This window comes from Mariprofundus micogutta (assembly GCF_001895085.1).
Lineage (GTDB): Bacteria > Pseudomonadota > Zetaproteobacteria > Mariprofundales > Mariprofundaceae > Mariprofundus > Mariprofundus micogutta.
Genome location: NZ_BDFD01000010.1, coordinates 46,756 through 63,794, shown reverse-complemented (window position 1 = coordinate 63,794; position 17,039 = coordinate 46,756). Strand labels below are relative to the sequence as shown.

Genomic DNA, 17,039 nt, shown 5'->3' with positions numbered 1-17,039 from the left:
TATCATATCAGAGCAGATATGATTCGCACCATGGCATTATACAAAGCAATGGGATTTCTATTTCTTGGACTAGGCTTTATCGGTGTGTTTTTACCGCTACTGCCGACTACCCCATTTATCCTTCTCGCAGCAGGCTGTTTCGCAAAGTCTTCCGAGTCATGGCACAGGTGGTTGCTAAATAACCGCACCTTCGGCCCGATGATCAAAAACTGGCAGGAGAACGAGTGCATTTCCTGCAACTCCAGGCGCGTCGCTCTGTTATCGGTCATTCTCTTTGGTGGTTATTCAGCGGCTTTTGCTCTGGCCAATCCCTATCTCGTAGCATTTGGCACGGCATTGATTCTTTTTACAATCATCTACCTGTTGCGCATGAATGTTTGCGAACAAAAGAGTCAGGACAGCGATTAATCCTTGCGCTTGAAGCAGTGCACCCACACCTGTGCATCATCCTTCCATTCCATACCTTTATGCATTTTCAGAATCAGCGACTTATACATTTCCAATGACGGATAACCTTCAGCCTGTGCATCGGCATCGGTCATATCACCGATATTCTGGCGTTTCAGATCAGTTACGATAAACGGCACACCATCGAGTTCAAACTCTTCGTTCGGGTAGGCATACACACCATCGCGACGCTGTTCTGTCTTTTTACCTGCAAGGCTTGCTGCAACCAGTTTCGGGTGACGCACCAGACGATCAATATCACAGGTTTTTTCAGGAAATTTATTCATATTACCGCCATATCCAAGATTGAATATTGGTAAATTATTCACATACACAGGAAATAACAACCATTATGGATTGACTGCTTTTTCAGTCTGCAGACGGCAATCCACTCAACAGGCTAAAGCAACAAGCTACAGATCAGTTCGCCAATATCTACCCTGCTTAACATTGACTTGGCTGCCGACTCAGTTCGGCCCGAAACAGGATTATTCACACTGATTCCATTGCAGTGGAATCAGTGTGTTATTTGGTCTTGATTATTTTTTGAATCAGCTGCGACAAATCACTGAACGAGAATGGCTTGCTAATAACCAGACTATTATCCAAAGGGATATCACCCACTAAGACATCATCCATATCATAACCTGTAGCAAGAATGATCGGTATAGCTCCATCAAACTGACGTACGGCCTGGGCCAGTTCCAATCCACCCATTTCCGGCATGACCAGGTCTGTGATAATGAGATCAATATTTTTCATATTAGACTTGAAGGTCTCCAAACCTTGCTTGCCATCAACAGATACGAGGACTTCATAACCAAGGCCACGAAGTACTTCGGCTGTTGTGCTTCGCATGATGTCATCATCATCAATAAAGAGTATTTTCTCTCCTTGCCCCTGGATAATATCAACCTGTTTATCACTGATAGTCTCAGGCTGCTGCTCTACTTGCGGCAGATAGATATGAAAGACTGTTCCTTCGCCAACCTCACTCTGCAACTCAATAATACCGTTATGACGCTCTACTGCTCCAAAGACCATGGAAAGCCCCAAACCACTCCCCTTGCCTACACTCTTGGTAGTAAAAAAGGGCTCAAATATTCTATCCAGTTTATCCTGAGGGATCCCATGGCCATTATCAGAAACCAACAAGTGGATAAAATTATCTGTATTATTTTCCGGATGTTTTATTCTGAACGAATCATCGGCAGAAAATGGTTCGAGCTGGCAATGGATTGCTGGTTTTGAGACGCCGGAAACTGCATCGCGCGCGTTGTTGAGAAGATTCATGATTAACTGTTGTAGCTGTGTGCTGTCACCTTGAATCAGCATTTGTTCTTCAGAGATATTGTAGCTTAAGTTGATATTTTCGGGAACACCACTTTCGGCCAGCCTTAAAGCCTCTTTGAAGAATGATGCGGCCATAACTGTTTTCATAGTGACCTTATCTTTGCGTGCAAAGATAAGCAGTTGCTTAATCATATCAGCAGCCCTTCCACCCAGAGTTTCCACTCTATCCAGCTTTTCAACAACCTCCGTATTGTCTCCTGCCTTTCTTTTGGCCAGAAAAACATTACCTGCGATACCTGCCAGCATATTATTGAAATCATGTGCAATACCACCGACAAGAGTGCCTACCGCCTCCATCTTCTGAGACTGTAAAAGCTGCTCCTCAAGTTGCCGGTGTTCAGTCATATCCTGCTGTAAGGATACATAGTGGGTAATTTCACCTTGATCATCATGAATCGGTGCAACAGACATCATGGCAGGATAGAAGCTGCCATCTTTCTTTCTATCGATCAGGGTTCCACTCCACACCTCTCCACGCGTAATAGTTTCCCATAAGTCCTTGTAAAAAGAAGGATCCTGAGCATGGCTCTTGAGCATGGCTGGCGTCTTTCCTATGGCTTCCTCTGCCCCATAACCTGTAATGTTGCTAAATGCCGGATTGACGTAATCAATGACTGCATTTTCATCCGTGATAATAATGCCTTCACCAGCACTGTTCACCGCTTGAGAGAGCTTACGGAACTCCAACTCATTTTGCCTACGCTCGGTGATGTCCCGGAAATACCAGATCCGTCCATAATATTGCTTCCTTTCTCCAAACACAGGTGCGGAATAGCGATCAATGACCCTTCCATCCCGTAACAGCAACTCCTCGTGACTGCTCTCCTCTCTGTGTTCATATAAGTATCTTACCCGGGATAGAAATGCTTCAGAATCCATGACCTGACTTACAACGGTCTGTAGAACGGGTTCATCTACACCTGCAATAACCAGATCTTCCGGGATATTCCACAGTTCAACAAAACGCTGATTGTAGGAGGCTATCATTGCATTCTCATCTACCACGAGAATGGCATCTGGTGAGGTTTCCTGCTGAATTGAAAGAATAGAGTTCTTAACTTTCAAGTCTTTCAACAGATTAATACGTTCAGTGATATCCAGTGTCGTACCAATGGAGCGCAGGGGCGTACCGTTATCATCATAGAAGGTCTTGCAGGCTTCATTGACCCATTTGATTGAGCCATCCTGCATCAATAGCCTGTGCTCAATATTATAGGGCGTATTGTTCTTTACTGATTCTTTGTATGCCGTATCCACAAATTCATAGTCATCAGGATGTACAGTCTTCAGAAAAGTATCATATGTATTCACCGTGCCGGGTTTCACCCCGAATATGCGATAATTCTCATCCGACCAGACAAGTTCATTGTCGACCAGATCAAGGTCCCAGTGACCGAGGTGAGCAATTTTCTGGGCTTCTTCATGTTCACCCTGCCTCTTAGTCAGTGCTTCTTCTATCAGCTTGCGCTCGGTAATGTCCTTCATCAGGCCACTCCATAGAATATCTCCATTGGACAGCTGGTTGGGCTCTGAATTTATCTCTACCCACTTCATTTCACCGTCAACGATAAATCGCCCTTCCCATGAAAAAATTTTCCCACTATCAATAGCATGTTTATTAGCAGTAATCAGGCTTTCGTAATCATCAGGATGTGTCGAGTTAAATGCGACTGATGGGTCACGCATGAACTCCTCTTCTGGAATATTATAAATCTCGCAAAATCTGGGGCTGACAAAATCGAAGCGCATACCTCCATCTGCAGAGGATACAAACAGATAAACGCCGATAGGGATTCGGTTAATTAAATTGCTTAAATGCTCTTTCACTTCGCGTCTATATTGTTCATCCTGATTTGCAGGTTGACCTTGTTGTTGTTCAATCGCCAAGCTATCTCTCCTCGATAGAGTTCATTTACACGTGTAACAGTTCTTGCGTCAATCAAGCCTCTGCAGCTGAAACAAGCATCGCAATGCGAATTTAATGATCCAGTCAGGCAAGCAAGAGCCATACCATCTACTGCCCGGGGGGGCCTCATATAAACAGATTAATTCAGAATATGTTGTCGATCCCCTTTCCCGAACCACTGAGGGAAAATCTATCCACTTGCTGGTCATTAAGGATCGACGAATCCAACCGTCTTGTTTATGCAGTTGATGACAAACCTTTAACCATCATCTCCTGCAGCGATCACTGTTGAATCAATACAGGTCTCAGTTCATAACCTGAAAGAAGCCTGTGGACGAGCAACATGCTGGTGACTACGCCTGCACCGAAAACGTATAAGCCAACATGCACTTCAATGGTGGCGATCATGCCCAGCTTTACTGTGGCAGCCAGAACAGCAATAACAAATACGTCAGTCATCGACCATTTGCCAACAATAGCCAGTCGATTGATTGTTTTGATTTTTCGCTCCGGATCTTTAATAAGATTGCTCACCAATAATAATGATAGAACCATTTTGTAGAATGGCAGCGCAATACTGAAAGCGAAAAGAATCAGAAACAGGAAGAATTCCCCTTCCTTAAACAGAAAGGTGACACCGCCCAGCAGTGAAAATGTATCATTGAAGATGTAGAACTTGTTGAATGAAAACATTGGCAGACCATACCGAGAATCAATAAAAGCGATGATACACACCAGAGAATAAGCCCGAATCTGATTGTTTCAGAGGAAATACCGGATAAGGGCTGGCTCACGTTTTATCTTCTGTCTGATCCTGAAGTGCGGCTGATTCAACAAGGTGTGTTGGCAGCTCTTTTTTTGTCTTACCCGCAAGCGTTCCCAATGTCGCGATCTGACTTAAGACATTACCGCGACCAGATTTAATGCGATTGTGGGCTTTAGCATAGGCATCCTGAGCCTGATCCAGGCGTTGGCCGACATCCTCAAAAGCTGAAATAAAATCGACCATTTTATCGTGCAACTTACTGGCCCGGTCAATCAGGTGCACGACGTTTTCACTCTGGCGTTCTGACCGCCATAGCTGTTCGATTAATTTCAACGTGGCATACAGAGTCGATGGGGTCACAACAGCTACGCGTTGCTCGAAAGCACTTTCAAAAATACTCTGATCCGCTTCAATAGCCATCAAATAGGCACCTTCAATCGGTACAAACATCAACACATAATCGGGTGAATTCACATTCGGCAAATGATCGTAACGTTTGGATGAAAGAGCTTTGATATGATCTTTGAGGCTACGCAAGTGCGCTTTAACAGCTATGTCCCGCGTTGATGTGTCTTCCGCAGAAATAGCCTGCTCATAATCGGTCAGAGATACTTTGGAATCGACGATCACCTGTTTGTCGCCCGGCATATAGATGACGACATCGGGGCGGAACCTTCTACCCTCTTCATCGGCAAATGACTGTTCACGAATAAATTCATGCCCTTCCCGCAAACCTGTTGATTCAAGCAAACGCTCAAGAATCATTTCGCCCCAGTTACCCTGAGCTTTGCTGTCACCCTTGAGGGCCTGGGTAAGATTCAATGCATCTTCCGACATCTGACGATTCAGTTTCTCGAGATGGGACAGGTGTTCTTTCAGCGAAGCGCGATCTTTCGAATCATTCAAATGGACTTCATCCACACGTTTACGAAATTCACCCAGCTGTTCACGCATCGGTTTCAATACTTCATCAAGGCTGGCCTGATTCTTCACGGAAAAGGCTTTACCCCTCTCCTCGAATATTTCATTGGCCAGCAGCTTGAATTCGGAAGACATTTTGGCCTTGGCATCTTCCAGCAGTGCCAGCTTTTCTTCCGCAGCCTGCCTCTCCTTATCCAGCGTAGTTTCCAGTTCCGCAATATGGGAAAGATGCCTGATCAATTCAGCATTGATTTGAGCGATACTCTGATCTTTGCCAATCACTTGCATACGTTCATCGGCCAACTGCCTATCCAGCTGTTCAATACGCTCTGTCAGTGTTGCATGCGCAACTCTCTGGTCAGCGAATTCAGCTTCCAGTGCCTGACAGGAAACACGGAACCGTTCTCCTTCCTGTTCAAGCGATTCAATCTGTTTTTGCTGATTATGGTAAGTGACCAGCCAGGCCAGCAAGGCAATAATTAACAATACCATCAAGGCAATGGATACAGGCTGAGACAGTGACTCGATCAGGGCTGCATCAACCACAGCAGATCACTTAAACATTCCCATTCTGTTGTATATAGGCTTTAAATTGCTCTTCTTTGCAATGAGGGCAAGTGCCATGTGGCAATTCCCCTTCCCCGTTCAACATCAGATACTCTTCGAGTAAATCCCAATATTCCTTGTCATCACGAACTTTTTTACAACAGGAACAGACAGGCACAAGCTGACCTAGTTCTTTGACACTAGCCTGAGCGACTTGCAATGATTCATTGGCCTGATTCAGCTCTACAATCATGTTCAACAACAGATAAATAACCGGTGGGGCAATCAACAGCGGGCCGAAAATTGAAAACTTAATCCAGAGTCCGGTTTGCCCTTGTACACCAAACAGAGTCATCACCGTAAACATCAATGCCAGGGAACCAACTACTGCCAACAAGGTAAAAAGAACACAACTGCCAGCAATACCAAGCTTACTAATCAAAGGATATAGTCTGACCGATGTGTTCCCCATAGAATTACTCCTTCAGCAGGCCTGAAACAGATGCCAATGCATCTTGCAACTTATCTGGTTCAGTGCCACCGGCCATCGCCATATCGGGTTTTCCACCACCCTTACCGCCACAGATCATTGCCACTTCGCGCACAATATTCCCGGCATGGAACTGGCCAGTCAGATCAGCAGTCACACCTGCAACCAGCTGAACTTTAGCCCCATTCTTCATGCCGAATACCAGCACACCCGATTTCAGTTTTCCTTTGGCTTTATCCATGAAATCTCGCATGTCTTTTACACCGCTGACTTCAGCCGCCAGCAGATTCACACCATTCACATCAACAGCCTGTTTTACCAGATCGTCCAGCAAGCCTGTCGCCTGTCTGGCACGCAAACTGGCCAAATCTTTTTCTGTCTCTTTCAGCTTGGCCTGCAGGTTTGCAACTGCCTCCGCCGCCTCGAACGGACGTACTTTCAAAGAACCTGCTGTTTCGTTCAATGTGCCAATATCAGCCACAAAACTCTGATACGCTGCAGGGCCTGTAACAGCTTCAATACGACGCACGCCGGCAGCAATACCTGTTTCCGACACGATACGGAACGGACCGATATCACCGGTACGCGATACATGTGTGCCGCCACATAGCTCGGTAGAAAAACCTGCCGAAACTACACGCACTTCATCACCATATTTTTCACCGAACAGTGCCATCGCACCGCTTGCAACTGCTTCATCCTGAGTCATCAGTTTGGTTTCAACGCTGTCATTGCTCCAGACCGCCGCATTTACTGCCGCTTCAATTCTGGCAACATCTTCACCGGAAACCGGCTGGAAATGATTAAAATCAAAACGGAGACGCTCAGGATTCACCAGTGAACCGGCCTGTTTCACGTGATCACCCAACACATCGCGCAATACACTATGCATCAGATGCGTTGCTGTATGATTGCGGCGAATAGCATCGCGGCGATCCGTTTCAACAGACAGATGCGCAATACCCCCTGATTTGATCGAACCTCTGGACACTTTGCCGACATGAACCACCAGATCAGAAAGCAGTTTTTTGGTGTCACTAACAACAAACTCGGAACCTTCAGAGGTAATCACACCTGAATCACCAACCTGACCACCGGATTCACCATAAAACGGCGTCTGATTACAAATCAGCCAGGCCTCATCGCCTTCATTCAAGGCTTCGACAGCAGCGCCGTCTTTGATCAGCCCGGAAATCACACCTTCAGCCACCAATGTTGAGTAACCGAGGAATTCAGTCGGCCCGCGTTCTTCACGCAACTCAAAGACCGCTTTCGGCAGCGCAGATTCGCCTGAACCGCCCCAGGCTGCACGCGCACGTGTACGCTGCTCTTCCATGCATGTCTCAAAGCCGGCCATATCCAGATGGATATCGGAACCCTTGAGAATATCTGCAGTCAGATCGGTCGGAAAACCAAATGTATCGTAGAGCGTAAACAGCGTCTGGCCGGGAATCGTGCCCCCCTCTCCTGCATCAGCCACAGCCTGCTCAACCAGCTTCAAACCTTTATCCAGTGTTTTGATGAATCGCTCTTCTTCAATGCGGATAACCTGCTCGATATTGGCCTGATTATCCTTCAGTTCGGTGTAATGCGCACCCATCTCACTGACCAGTGCTTCCACCAGTTTGTAGATGAATGCTTCCTGCATGCCAATCAGACGGCCATGACGGCAAGCTCTGCGTAGAATTCGTCTCAGCACAAAGCCACGCCCTTCATTGCTTGGCAGTACACCGTCAGCCAGTAAAAATGACACAGAGCGCAAATGATCGGCCAGAACACGCAAAGAAACATCCTGTTCGGCATTGGCACCAAAGCGAACGCCGGTAATATCACAGGCTTTGGCAATCAGGCTTTTAAACAGATCAATATCGTAGTTATTGTGAACGCCCTGCATCACAGCAGCAACACGTTCCAGCCCCATACCTGTATCAACAGAGGGTTTCGGCAGTGGATTCAGCGTTCCCTCTTCATCACGATCATATTGCATGAACACCAGATTCCAGATCTCAACATAGCGGTCACCATCTTCTTCGGGAGTACCCGGAGGGCCACCCCAGACATCTGCACCATGATCAAAAAAGATTTCCGAACAAGGACCGCACGGGCCGGTATCACCCATGGACCAGAAATTATCTTTCGCGCCAATGCGGGCAATTTTATCTTCCGGGACTCCAATCTCTTTGGTCCAGATATCATAGGCCTCATCATCATCTTCAAAGACGGTTACAAACAGACGGGCCGGTTCAAGTTTCAGATCAACGGTGAGAAATTCCCATGCATAACGAATGGCATCATGTTTGAAATAATCGCCAAAGGAGAAGTTGCCCAGCATTTCGAAAAATGTGTGATGGCGAGCAGTATGACCTACATTTTCCAGATCATTGTGTTTGCCGCCAGCACGTACACATTTCTGTGAAGAGGTGGCGGTGACATAGGGGCGGCTTTCATTACCCAGAAACACATGTTTAAACGGCACCATACCTGCATTGGTAAACATCAGTGTCGGATCACCATGTGGCACCAACGAGCTGGAGTCCACAGCCTCATGCCCCTTGGATACAAAGTAATCGAGAAATTTTTGTCGAATCTCGGATGTCTTCACCGGGAATCCTCCACCTATTATTCAGATCTTTCTTTCAATACGCGCAGAATAGTAGCACTGCTATAACCTTTATTCCGCAAAAAACGGGCCTGACGCTGCCATACCCGTTCATCTTCAAAACGAAATCCTGCCGGGTCTCTCATGTTCAACACTTCACGCGCCGCTTGCGGTTCATCATAAGCTTCGTTTATCTCGCCAAGCACCTCTTCCAGCGCCCTGTGATCGGCGCCTTTCTGCCTGGCCTTTTGAGCAGCCAACCACGGGGTTTCACCCCGCTTCATGCGTGAGCGTAAAAAAGCCTCGGCATAACGCTGTTCACTGAGATAATTATCAGCCTTGAGCTGCTTAATTACCGTCGTGACAGTCTCTTCATCATAATCTTTGCCAGCCAGACGCTGCCGCATCTCAAACGTGTTGAATTCACGTCCGGCCAACAGACGTACAGCACTGGTATATGCTGCCAGTTCCTGTTTATTCAGCGCTTGCTGCCTCTTCGTTCAACCCCAGTTCAGTACGAACCGAGTTTTCAATATCTGCCAGCATCTCGGGATTTGCTTTCAGGAAGTTAATCGTATTATCCCTGCCCTGACCGATTTTCTCATTGTCCTTGGCATACCAGGCGCCGCTCTTGTTCACAAACCCGTATTTCACACCCATGTCGAGTACTTCGCCGGCATGGGATACACCCTCGCCATACATGATCGAGAATTCAGCCTGCTTGAATGGCGGCGCCATCTTGTTTTTCACGACTTTCACACGGGTATCATTACCCAATACTTCATCACCTTTCTTGATTGCTCCGGTACGGCGCACATCAAGACGAACAGATGCATAGAATTTTAATGCGTTACCACCGGTCGTGGTTTCAGGGTTACCGAACATCACACCAATCTTCATGCGAATCTGGTTAATGAAAACAATTGTTGTTTTAGAACGGGCAATTGAGCCGGTAAGCTTACGTAAAGCCTGAGACATTAAACGCGCATGCAGACCCATGTGCGAATCGCCCATATCACCTTCGAGTTCGGATTTCGGTGTAAGAGCGGCAACCGAATCCACCACGATAATATCCAGTGCTCCGGAACGGGTCAGCAGATCCACAACTTCCAGCGCCTGCTCACCGGAATCCGGCTGTGATACCAGCAGGTCATCAAGATTCACACCCAGCTTTTCGGCATAGATTGGATCAAGCGCATGCTCCGCATCAACAAAAGCAGCCTGGCCACCCATACGCTGAGCTTCTGCAATTGCGTGCAGAGCCAGGGTAGTTTTACCTGATGATTCAGGACCGTAAATCTCGATCACACGGCCACGCGGGTAACCGCCTACACCCAGAGCCACATCCAGCGCCAGAGAACCACTGGGAATCACTTCTGTGGCCACCCTGCCCTCGTCGCCAAGACGCATAATAGTACCTTTACCAAACTGGCGTTCGATCTGGCTTAATGCGCTATCGAGTGCTTTTGATTTATCAGACATACAATCCCCTCGTTCCCTTAGCGGAACCTTTCAATTCAAATGTTTCCAGTCGCCGGTATTGTGGTCCATCCGGTTGCAGAATGGACTGGAACAGGCTCAAGCGATCTGCGCACCAGCTTATAGACGAAACTTCCGGTATCAACTCAAAATCAGCCGGAGTTATTGCTGCAGGAAAACCCCTGCTTCGCGCCACAGTAATATGACCGCGAAAAGCCGTTTCACCAGCCGTGCGTTTGCGAACCGTAGCATGGCCGGCATACCTGCAACAATGGGCAAGACGTTTTAACTTTTTACCCTCATCGGCTTCGCTTACGCCTGCCCAAAACACACGGGGACGGGCCGGCCTCGGAAAGAATCCCAGCCCCCCGCTTTGTAAATACATTCCGGGGCTTTTTTCTGCACACTGCAGCAAGGCTTCAGCCAGATCATCTGCATCGTGCCCATCCACATCACCATAAAATGCCAGTGTCAGATGCCAGAGATGAGGAGAAACGGGTCGCCAGTCAGAAGGTTTCAGAAAGCATTGCGCCGACTGCCACCATTGATTCAGTTCATCTACAACATGGTCAGGCAGTTCAAGCGCAGCAAACAGTCTCATTTTGCAAGTATAAACAGATCGGCAGGCAGCAAAAAGAAAAAGGCACACATACTACAAAGTACCCCTCATCCCGACCTAAACAGGAGATTCTGAAGTTCAGTCAGATGGATGAATATTCTCGTGCTCTTTTGCCCCCGATCCATGATGATGTTGGCTATGTTTAGTAATACTATGATCCAGCGGCTTCCACTCCCCACATCCAGTAAGCCCGAATGAAATACCAACTAAAACAATTACTCCAAAAGAAATGCTACGTACCATACTACTTTCCTTCCTTGATGTGGCCCTTGCTAAATCGTTCATAAAGGCATGGCAAAACAAACAGTGTTAATAGCGTAGATGATACGAGTCCTCCTACTACTACCGTTGCAAGTGGTCTTTGGATCTCAGAGCCAATACCTGTAGCTAGCAGTAAAGGAATCAGGCCAAGTGCCGCTATCATGGCAGTCATAAGTACCGGTCTTAAACGACTCTCAGCACCATGACGAATGGCATCACCAAGCTCGTGTTCATCCAGATGCCGATTAATCGCATCAACCAACACAACACCGTTGAGTACTGCAACTCCGAATAGTGCAATAAAGCCAATGCTGGATGGTACGGATAGATATTGCCCCGAAACTAATAAAGCGAGAATTCCGCCAATTAGGGCCATCGGTACATTGAGCATAATGAGCGCCGCTTGCCCAACAGAATGGAATGCAAAATAGAGCAGCAGGAAGATCATCAGTAAAGAAAGTGGCACAACAATCATCAACTTGGCCTGAGCACGCCGTTGGTTTTCAAACTGACCGCCAAACACCACGGTATAACCTGGAGGAAGATCGACTTCATTCTGAATGCGCTGATCCAGTTCAGCTACAAGACTACCCATGTCACGCCCTTCAACATTACTTTGAATCACGACGCGGCGCTGCACATCATCACGTTTGATCATAGGAGGGCCTTGCTCCACCCCAATAGTGGCCACATCTTCAAGGCGCACCCATGCACCGCCTGGCGATTGTAAGATCAGGCTGCCAATCGATTCAGTATTGTGACGGTAATCTTTAGCCAGTCGGACATAAATATCATAACGTTCATTGCCCTGAATTACCTGTCCAGCAGATGCACCGCCAATAGCATCCGCAACCAGACTCATCACATCATCCACAGGGATGCCATAACGATCCAGCTTGCTGCGATCAGGACGAACTACTAACTGAGCTTCACCCTCAATCTGTTCCATCTCAACATCTCGCGTGCCTTCAGTACTTTTCGCTACTGTTTCAATTTTCTTACCCATTTCTGCCAGGACTTTAAGATCAGGTCCAAAGAGTTTAATTGCTAATGCAGCCTTCACACCCGACAACAACTCATCCACACGCATGGCAATAGGCTGGGTGAACGAAATAAGAATTCCGGGAACGACTTCCATCTTCTCCCGCATAAGGCTCTGTAGTTCTTTTCTATCAGAGGCACTTGTCCACTCTTCTATAGGCTTCAAGCCGACATAAAACTCAATATTGGATGCTGGCTCGGGATCACCACCAATTTCTGCCCTGCCTGTGCGTGCTGATGCATACGTAACTTCGGGGAACTCACTGAGCAACACATGCTCCAACTTTTCCCCTACATCTCTCGCATAAGCAAGCGAAGATGATGGAGCCAGGGTAATACGAATAGCCAACGTCCCTTCTTCAAGTTCCGGCACAAATTCAGTACCCAGGAATGGAACTGTAGCAAGCGTTAGAACAAAAGCTGCGGCTGCACCACCAACCACTGCTTTGCGCGCCTTCAGGGCGGATTTAAGCAGTCCGTGATACGCACGAGCAATCGGTGCTAACACAGGACTATCTTTGTGAACCACGCCTTTGGTGAAAGCATAAGTTGCCAATACAGGCATGACCAGCAGGGCCACCAGCAGGGATGCAAACATGGCAAAGCAGATGGAGAGCGCCATCGGCGTAAACATCTTGCCTTCCACACCCTCAAGCGTGAACAGCGGTGTAAAAACCAGCAGAATGATCAGCACTGCAAACAGCACTGGACGCGCAACTTCTTTTGCCGCCTCTGTGATGAGCAGGGCAATGCCATGGTCTCCTTCACGAGCTTTCTCCAAGTGTTTGAAAATATTCTCCACCATCACCACTGAGCCATCAACCATCATACCGATAGCAATCGCCAAACCACCCAGACTCATCAGGTTGGCTGAAATACCGTAATGTTGCATAACGCCCAATGCTGCGAGAATTGAAATCGGAACAGATAGCAATACCAGTGTTGCTGCTCGCATGTTCATCAGAAACAGGAACAGCACGATGATGATTAGAATAAATGCTTCCAGCAGTGCTTTTTCAACTGTCCAGACTGCCTTGTTAATCAAATCAGACTGATCATAAAAAGGCTGAATGGTCACGCCTTTGGGAAGCGCTTTCTGCACGATCTCCAGTCTTGATTTAACATCATCAATGGTATTTTTGGTGTTGGCACCAAAACGTTTAAGCGTGATGCCTACGACGACTTCACCCAGTGAGGTGATCTTTCCGTCTTCAGTTCGTTCAGTCATGGTCACTGCGCCCTGACGAATTTCACCACCAAAGGCCACAGTCGCGACATCAGAGACTCGAACAGACGTACCATTCACGGTTTTGACCGGAATCGCAGCAATGGCCTTCAATCCTTCTTCACCACCGGGAACCCAGCCGACACCGCGAATCACCAACTGCTCATCACCTTGCGGCAGATACCAGCCACCGGCATTGCGATTATTCGCTTCAATGGCCTTGGCCACGTCATCTACATGCAGACTGTAGGAAAGCAGCTGCTCGGGATTCACTTGCACCTGGTACTGACGCACCTCTCCGCCATAAGAGAGAATGTCAGTCACACCTTCTACCGGCATTAGCATCAACTTCACTACCCAGTCATTCAGTGCTCTGAGTGTCATTGCATCAAAACCGGCTTCCGGAGCCGACTTGATAATATACTGGAACACCTGCCCGAGACCTGATGTGTTCGGCCCTATTTTTGGCGTACCTGCCCACGCCGGAACAGTCTGACTGGCATCCTGCAACTTCTGGAATACCAGCTGTCTGGCGAAATAGATATCGGTGCCTTCTTTGAACACAACTGTAATCACCGAAAGTCCTGTTTTGGAAATCGAGCGGACCTCTTCAACATCCGGCAATGCATACATCACGGCCTCAATCGGATAGGTGATTAACTGCTCCACCTCTTCCGAGGCTAACCCTTGCGATTCGGTATTAATCTGCACCTGCACATTGGTCACATCGGGAAATGCATCGAGATTCAATTTGGGTACAACGAACAAGGCATAAGCCATTGAACCCAGCAATAACAATAAAATCAGAAGACGGTTGTTAACCGCCGCATCAATCAGTTTGCTAAACATGGATACACCTCAATGATTGTGTACTTCAAAGCCGGATTTCGCCAGCTCTGAAGCAAGGACAAATGCACCCTTCACAACAACAGATTCCCCCTCTTTCACGCCTTCAAGAACCGGGACAAACCCCATGCCAGGCTTGCCAACACGAACCTCTCTACGCTCAAAGTGGCCCGGTTCCTCCTCAACAAACACAATGAGCTCACTGCCCTGTCGTTGAATGGCATTCTCAGGCAATAACAAGGACTCCTCAGCAGAGTCTGTTTCAATCTCAGCACTCACAAACATACCTGGATGCAATGCATCTTCCGGGTTCTGCACCTCAAGGCGCACACCCACAGTACGCGTCTTCTCGTCAAGCTGATGGTGCACGTTGATTACCCTGGCTTTGTAATGCTTTGCATTGTCTTTCGTTGATACAACAGCTGAACGCCCTGTAGCTATCCCACCCATCTGAGACTGAGACAGCTTCACTTCAACCCAAACTGTTGATTCATCAACGACCTGCATCAAGCGAGTACCGGCAGCAATGTGCTGACCTATACGAAAATCATCTGCGACAATCGTTCCTGAACTTGGGGCATAAAGGGTTAACTGACCATATTGACGCGAACGTATCAGTGCATCTATTTTCTTACCTGACAGACCATATGAAGATAGTGAGGCACGCGCTGCCGCCAGATTTGCATGAGCTGCCTGATGAATACTTGTTGCCTGTTGAAGCCGCGCTTGCGATACAATCTTTTCCTTTGCCAGGCCTTCAATGCGCTTCAGGTCCAGTTTACTTTTACGATGCTCTGCTTCAGCTCTCAGGTAACCAGCTTCAGATTGTGCTAAAGCTGAACTGGTAAGAGTCACCAACTTCTGTCCTTTTTTAACCTCGTCACCCAGACGCACATGACGAGCATGGATAGCACCATCAACCAGGGTAGTGATGTCAGCTAGTTTATAAGCATTGAAATCCACACCTCCCGGAGCATTGATGGTCTGCACTTTTTTCCGTCGCTGAATCACCTGACTTTCTATGCCTGCCTGTTTGATCTGCGCTGGAGTTAATTTGACAGATCCATTTTCTCCTGCGTGACCGCCATGTTCACCATGGGCATCGCGCTTTTCATTGTCATGACCATCTTCTTTATGATCACCATGCTTTTCATGAGCATGTTCAGCTTCTTCATGGCCATGATCCTCTGCGATGGCAGGAGCACTCATAAATAATGCAAGTGTCGTTATTAACGCTATTAATGTTTTCATTCTTGGGTTCCTTGGAGAATATATTCCGGGTGGCCCAGCACTTCAGCCAGGCGAATACGAGCTAACCAGCCCTGTTTCAGAATTGCAGCGGAATTGATGCGTGACTCAAGTATCTGGTTGATATGTACGACCAACGCTTCGATATTTAACTCGCCGGCATCAAAAGCAGCCTTGGCCAAATCGATGCTATCCGAAGATGAGTTTTTCCCTTGGGCTTTACTTATTGCCAATAGTGCCTGCATGGCAGTGGTATGACTGAATTTCGCTTCCTGAACCTCGAGCTTCACGCGCTGTTCAAACCATTCCAGTTCGGTTTTATAGGCTGATGCCTGAGATAATGCAGCCCTATATGCGCCACTGTGGCTGTTCAATACCGGAATTGGCATTGTAAAACCAAGTGAGACGAGTTTATCACCAGCCTCCCTGCCAGCCATCAAGCCAACAGTGACATCAGGAATGCGGTTTGCATCTGCAAGATCTGCCTGAGCTGAATACTGGGCAAGTCTCTGTCGTTTAGCGGCAATGTCCGGACGAGAGTTCATGGCAATCTCAACGGGATCGGACAGTGGTTGCCAACCTACGAGAAGTTTTGGCAACTCAGGCTGAATATTTTCAATATCACCACCTGCACCGACAGCTATCACATACCTTGACACATTCATGGCATGTTCCCTATTTGCCTGTGATTCAGCATTGATAGCCTGAGTTAATGATGCCTGAGAAAGATTTACATCCAGCTGGTTGGCTTCGCCAAGCTCCATCTGCCTAGTGACCGCTTTATGCAACTGCAACAATGTTCTTGTTTGCTGGTTTCGCCATACAAGTTCTCGCTTAGAAAAATACAGACCAACAAGAGCTCTGGCCGCATTGAAAGACACTTGTTGATACATGTTATCTGATTCGAGTTTGGCAGCTTCTACAGCCGCCTGAGCTGACAACTCACGATACTTTTGTTTACCACCAAGCTCGACCCCTTGTGACAAGGTGACGTAGTAATCATGTGATGTACCGCCGCCATTCAGTTTGCGCCGCTGAGGCTCAACGGAAAGCTCAGGATTATATGCATAAGAGCCTTGCTCCTGAAGCTCACCTTGAGCACCGTCAATCTGCATTTTTGAGATCGTTAACATGGGATGTTTTTCTACAGCAGCATCCATTGCTGCCTTCAGCGTTACTGCATTGGTATTGAATGGGTGAATGCATAATAGCATTCCGATCATTAATAATCGTATTCGCACAGTTTCCCCCTGTGAATTTATTAAATTGATTGGGGAAGGGCTGACCTCTAA

Annotated in this window: 14 protein-coding genes; 2 read left to right on the top strand and 12 right to left on the bottom strand. The window is 47.4% G+C overall.

Going from position 1 to position 17,039, the window contains the following annotated elements; translation table 11 throughout:
• The first annotated feature begins 30 nt into the window (after nucleotides 1–30).
• Nucleotides 31–408 (top strand): YbaN family protein, encoded by a 378-nt coding sequence (locus MMIC_RS06910; RefSeq protein ID WP_072659765.1) that lies wholly within the window; start codon nucleotides 31–33, stop codon nucleotides 406–408.
• Here MMIC_RS06910 and MMIC_RS06905 read toward each other — a convergent pair.
• The gene (locus tag MMIC_RS06905; protein WP_072659731.1) at nucleotides 405–734 is read right to left on the bottom strand and encodes an ASCH domain-containing protein; all 330 of its coding nucleotides are present in this window, start codon (nucleotides 732–734) and stop codon (nucleotides 405–407) included. The two genes, MMIC_RS06910 and MMIC_RS06905, sit on opposite strands and share 4 nt — an antisense overlap.
• Nucleotides 735–972: 238 nt before the next feature.
• Nucleotides 973–3,687 (bottom strand): PAS domain S-box protein, encoded by a 2,715-nt coding sequence (locus MMIC_RS06900; protein WP_072659730.1) that lies wholly within the window; start codon nucleotides 3,685–3,687, stop codon nucleotides 973–975.
• Nucleotides 3,688–3,836: 149 nt separating this feature from the next.
• Here MMIC_RS06900 and MMIC_RS06895 point away from each other — a divergent pair, with 149 nt between their 5' ends.
• Nucleotides 3,837–3,998, top strand: a complete 162-nt coding sequence (locus MMIC_RS06895) for a type II toxin-antitoxin system YoeB family toxin (RefSeq protein WP_373855351.1) — start codon at nucleotides 3,837–3,839, stop codon at nucleotides 3,996–3,998.
• On the opposite strand, the gene MMIC_RS06890 is transcribed toward MMIC_RS06895, so the two are convergent.
• The 10 genes from MMIC_RS06890 to MMIC_RS06845 all read right to left on the bottom strand — a co-directional run bounded on the left by MMIC_RS06890 (nucleotide 3,989) and on the right by MMIC_RS06845 (nucleotide 16,988).
• Entirely contained in the window at nucleotides 3,989–4,444 is a 456-nt protein-coding gene (locus MMIC_RS06890) for a paraquat-inducible protein A (RefSeq protein ID WP_373855349.1), read from the bottom strand. The genes MMIC_RS06895 and MMIC_RS06890 overlap by 10 nt on opposite strands.
• Before the next feature lie 52 nt (nucleotides 4,445–4,496).
• Nucleotides 4,497–5,939 carry a DNA recombination protein RmuC gene (locus MMIC_RS06885; RefSeq protein WP_227819405.1) on the bottom strand — a complete coding sequence of 481 codons (1,443 nt, stop codon included), beginning with the start codon at nucleotides 5,937–5,939 and terminating at the stop codon, nucleotides 4,497–4,499.
• Nucleotides 5,940–5,949: 10 nt separating this feature from the next.
• Nucleotides 5,950–6,411 (bottom strand): YccS family putative transporter, encoded by a 462-nt coding sequence (locus tag MMIC_RS06880; protein ID WP_072659727.1) that lies wholly within the window; start codon nucleotides 6,409–6,411, stop codon nucleotides 5,950–5,952.
• 4 nt (nucleotides 6,412–6,415) lie between these two features.
• Complete coding sequence (alaS, locus tag MMIC_RS06875; RefSeq protein ID WP_072659726.1) at nucleotides 6,416–9,031, bottom strand: alanine--tRNA ligase; 2,616 nt, start codon at nucleotides 9,029–9,031, stop codon at nucleotides 6,416–6,418.
• A gap of 17 nt (nucleotides 9,032–9,048) precedes the next feature.
• Entirely contained in the window at nucleotides 9,049–9,495 is a 447-nt protein-coding gene (locus tag MMIC_RS06870; RefSeq protein WP_373855348.1) for a regulatory protein RecX, read from the bottom strand.
• A 7-nt stretch (nucleotides 9,496–9,502) separates the two neighbouring features.
• Complete coding sequence (gene recA / locus MMIC_RS06865) at nucleotides 9,503–10,510, bottom strand: recombinase RecA (protein WP_072659725.1); 1,008 nt, start codon at nucleotides 10,508–10,510, stop codon at nucleotides 9,503–9,505.
• Nucleotides 10,503–11,108, bottom strand: coding sequence for an RNA 2',3'-cyclic phosphodiesterase (thpR, locus tag MMIC_RS06860; RefSeq protein ID WP_072659724.1), 606 nt, complete (start codon nucleotides 11,106–11,108; stop codon nucleotides 10,503–10,505). The genes recA and thpR overlap by 8 nt, the downstream gene beginning before the upstream one ends.
• Nucleotides 11,109–11,370: 262 nt before the next feature.
• Entirely contained in the window at nucleotides 11,371–14,502 is a 3,132-nt protein-coding gene (locus MMIC_RS06855; RefSeq protein ID WP_072659723.1) for an efflux RND transporter permease subunit, read from the bottom strand.
• A gap of 9 nt (nucleotides 14,503–14,511) precedes the next feature.
• A complete protein-coding gene (locus MMIC_RS06850; RefSeq protein WP_083530489.1) occupies nucleotides 14,512–15,750 on the bottom strand; it encodes an efflux RND transporter periplasmic adaptor subunit in 1,239 nt (412 codons plus the stop codon).
• Complete coding sequence (locus MMIC_RS06845; protein WP_143144901.1) at nucleotides 15,747–16,988, bottom strand: TolC family protein; 1,242 nt, start codon at nucleotides 16,986–16,988, stop codon at nucleotides 15,747–15,749. Before MMIC_RS06845 ends, MMIC_RS06850 begins: the two co-directional genes overlap by 4 nt.
• Between the last annotated feature and the right edge of the window lie 51 nt (nucleotides 16,989–17,039).

Excerpts from the sequence above, each read along its gene's own strand:
- MMIC_RS06910 (WP_072659765.1), top strand. The coding sequence starts at position 31 with ATGGCATTATACAAAGCAATGGGATTTCTATTTCTTGGACTAGGCTTT.
- thpR (WP_072659724.1), bottom strand. The coding sequence starts at position 11,108 with ATGAGACTGTTTGCTGCGCTTGAACTGCCTGACCATGTTGTAGATGAA.
- MMIC_RS06855 (WP_072659723.1), bottom strand. The coding sequence starts at position 14,502 with ATGTTTAGCAAACTGATTGATGCGGCGGTTAACAACCGTCTTCTGATT.
- MMIC_RS06905 (WP_072659731.1), bottom strand. The coding sequence starts at position 734 with ATGAATAAATTTCCTGAAAAAACCTGTGATATTGATCGTCTGGTGCGT.
- MMIC_RS06880 (WP_072659727.1), bottom strand. The coding sequence starts at position 6,411 with ATGGGGAACACATCGGTCAGACTATATCCTTTGATTAGTAAGCTTGGT.
- recA (WP_072659725.1), bottom strand. The coding sequence starts at position 10,510 with ATGTCTGATAAATCAAAAGCACTCGATAGCGCATTAAGCCAGATCGAA.
- MMIC_RS06850 (WP_083530489.1), bottom strand. The coding sequence starts at position 15,750 with ATGAAAACATTAATAGCGTTAATAACGACACTTGCATTATTTATGAGT.